Annotated in this window: 2 protein-coding genes; both read right to left on the reverse strand. The window is 69.2% G+C overall.

Features of this window, described 5'->3' with window-relative positions; translation table 11 throughout:
• Nucleotides 1-131: 131 nt before the first annotated feature.
• Nucleotides 132-842, reverse strand: coding sequence for an NDP-sugar synthase (locus ACFVW8_RS02180; RefSeq protein WP_389685648.1), 711 nt, complete (start codon nucleotides 840-842; stop codon nucleotides 132-134).
• 35 nt (nucleotides 843-877) lie between these two features.
• Complete coding sequence (locus ACFVW8_RS02185; RefSeq protein ID WP_389685649.1) at nucleotides 878-1,291, reverse strand: hypothetical protein; 414 nt, start codon at nucleotides 1,289-1,291, stop codon at nucleotides 878-880.
• Nucleotides 1,292-1,485: the final 194 nt, after the last annotated feature.

A 1,485-nucleotide genomic window follows, 5' to 3' on the forward strand; every position in this document is an offset into this window, starting at 1 on the left:
CCGGCGCGGTCCTCTGCGTCGCCCGACCACAACCGACTGTTGGGGGGGGTCGTGCTGAGATGATCCGGTGCCCGCCCCTCTCCGTTCTGTTCTGGTCTGTGCGCAGCACGGCTCCCGGCGGGCGGACCCGCCTACTGCCCGTCCAGCTCCTTGGCCGCCTCCGTCAGGTCCTTGGCGGTGTCGATGGCCCGCCAGTACGCCCCGTGCGGCAACGGATAGCCGGCCAGCCTGCGTTCGCGCGCCAGCCTCGGGAACGTCGTCCGCTCGTGGTCGCCCCGGTCCGGCAGCATCGCCGTGAACGCGGGAGAGAACACATACACCCCGGCATTGATCAGATACGGCGACGGCGGCGACTCGATGAAGTCGGTGATATGCCCGAACGCGTCCGTCTCCACCGCACCCCAGGGAATCCGCGGACGGGCCAGCGCCAGTGTCGCGGTCGCATCGCGCTCCGCATGGAACGCGGCCATCTCGCGCAGGGAGAAGCGCGTCCAGATATCGCCGTTGGTGGCATACCAGGGCTGCTCCGGATCGGGCAGCCGGGCCGCGGCGTACTTCAGCCCGCCGCCGCGTCCCAACGGCTCGGACTCCACCACCGTCGTGACGCGCAGCGGCAGCACCGCGACGTCCAGCCACTCCTGCAGCACCTCGGCCAGATGCCCGCACGAGACGACGGCGTCGGTCACGCCCTCGGCGGCCAGCCAGGAAAGCTGATGGCCGATGATCGGAGTCCCGGTTCCAGGGATCTCGACCATCGGCTTGGGGCGGTCATCGGTGTAGGGGCGCAGCCGCGACCCCTGGCCACCGGCCAGGATCACGGCCTGCGTCGGAAACGTATGCATGCCAGGCACGATATGCCGTGCCCGTACCGGGCCGGTCAGCTGAACTGTGCGACCCCCGAGGCGAACGACGTGTCGCAGACCGGACGCGAGAACCGGTGCGCCCGCGTCGGGCCGTACTGCTCGACCGCGGCCTTGCCCAGCGCCTTCGCGATCGACATGCAGTGCCGCGCGAGCGAGGGACGCCCCTCGACGGCGCGCTGGAGATCCGTCAACGCGACAGCGGGGTCCTTCTCCTGGAGCTCCAGGAGAAGCTTGTCGCGCAGGATGTCCTGCGGGGTACGCGCCTTGGCGCGCTTGGAGACGGTCTGCGCCGACGCGGTGAGCATCTGCGAGTCGGAGCTGCGGGATGCCCACGGCACGGCGCTGACCGCGAGGGTCCCGGACAGGACCATGACGACAGGCAGTACGAGAGCGAGAGTTCGGCCGATGCGGCGCGCGGAGTGGGTCACGCAGTGAGCGTAGCGGGCAGTGATGATTTGGCGACATTACGTCACTCTCGCGAGGGATGGTTCGAGAGTGTTTTTCGAATCCCGTGTTGACGAACGAGAAGGAAATGACCGTTGTGCCGGGGAATTTGGCTACGGCGTCCAAACCCCCGCCGAAACCTCCCGGCCGCCCCGGAACGCGCGTCGGCCCCGCACGG

Source organism: Streptomyces sp. NPDC058221 (assembly GCF_042882365.1).
GTDB lineage: Bacteria > Actinomycetota > Actinomycetes > Streptomycetales > Streptomycetaceae > Streptomyces.

Coding starts and splice junctions, on each gene's coding strand:
- ACFVW8_RS02180 (WP_389685648.1), bottom strand. CDS start 842: ATGCATACGTTTCCGACGCAGGCCGTGATCCTGGCCGGTGGCCAGGGG.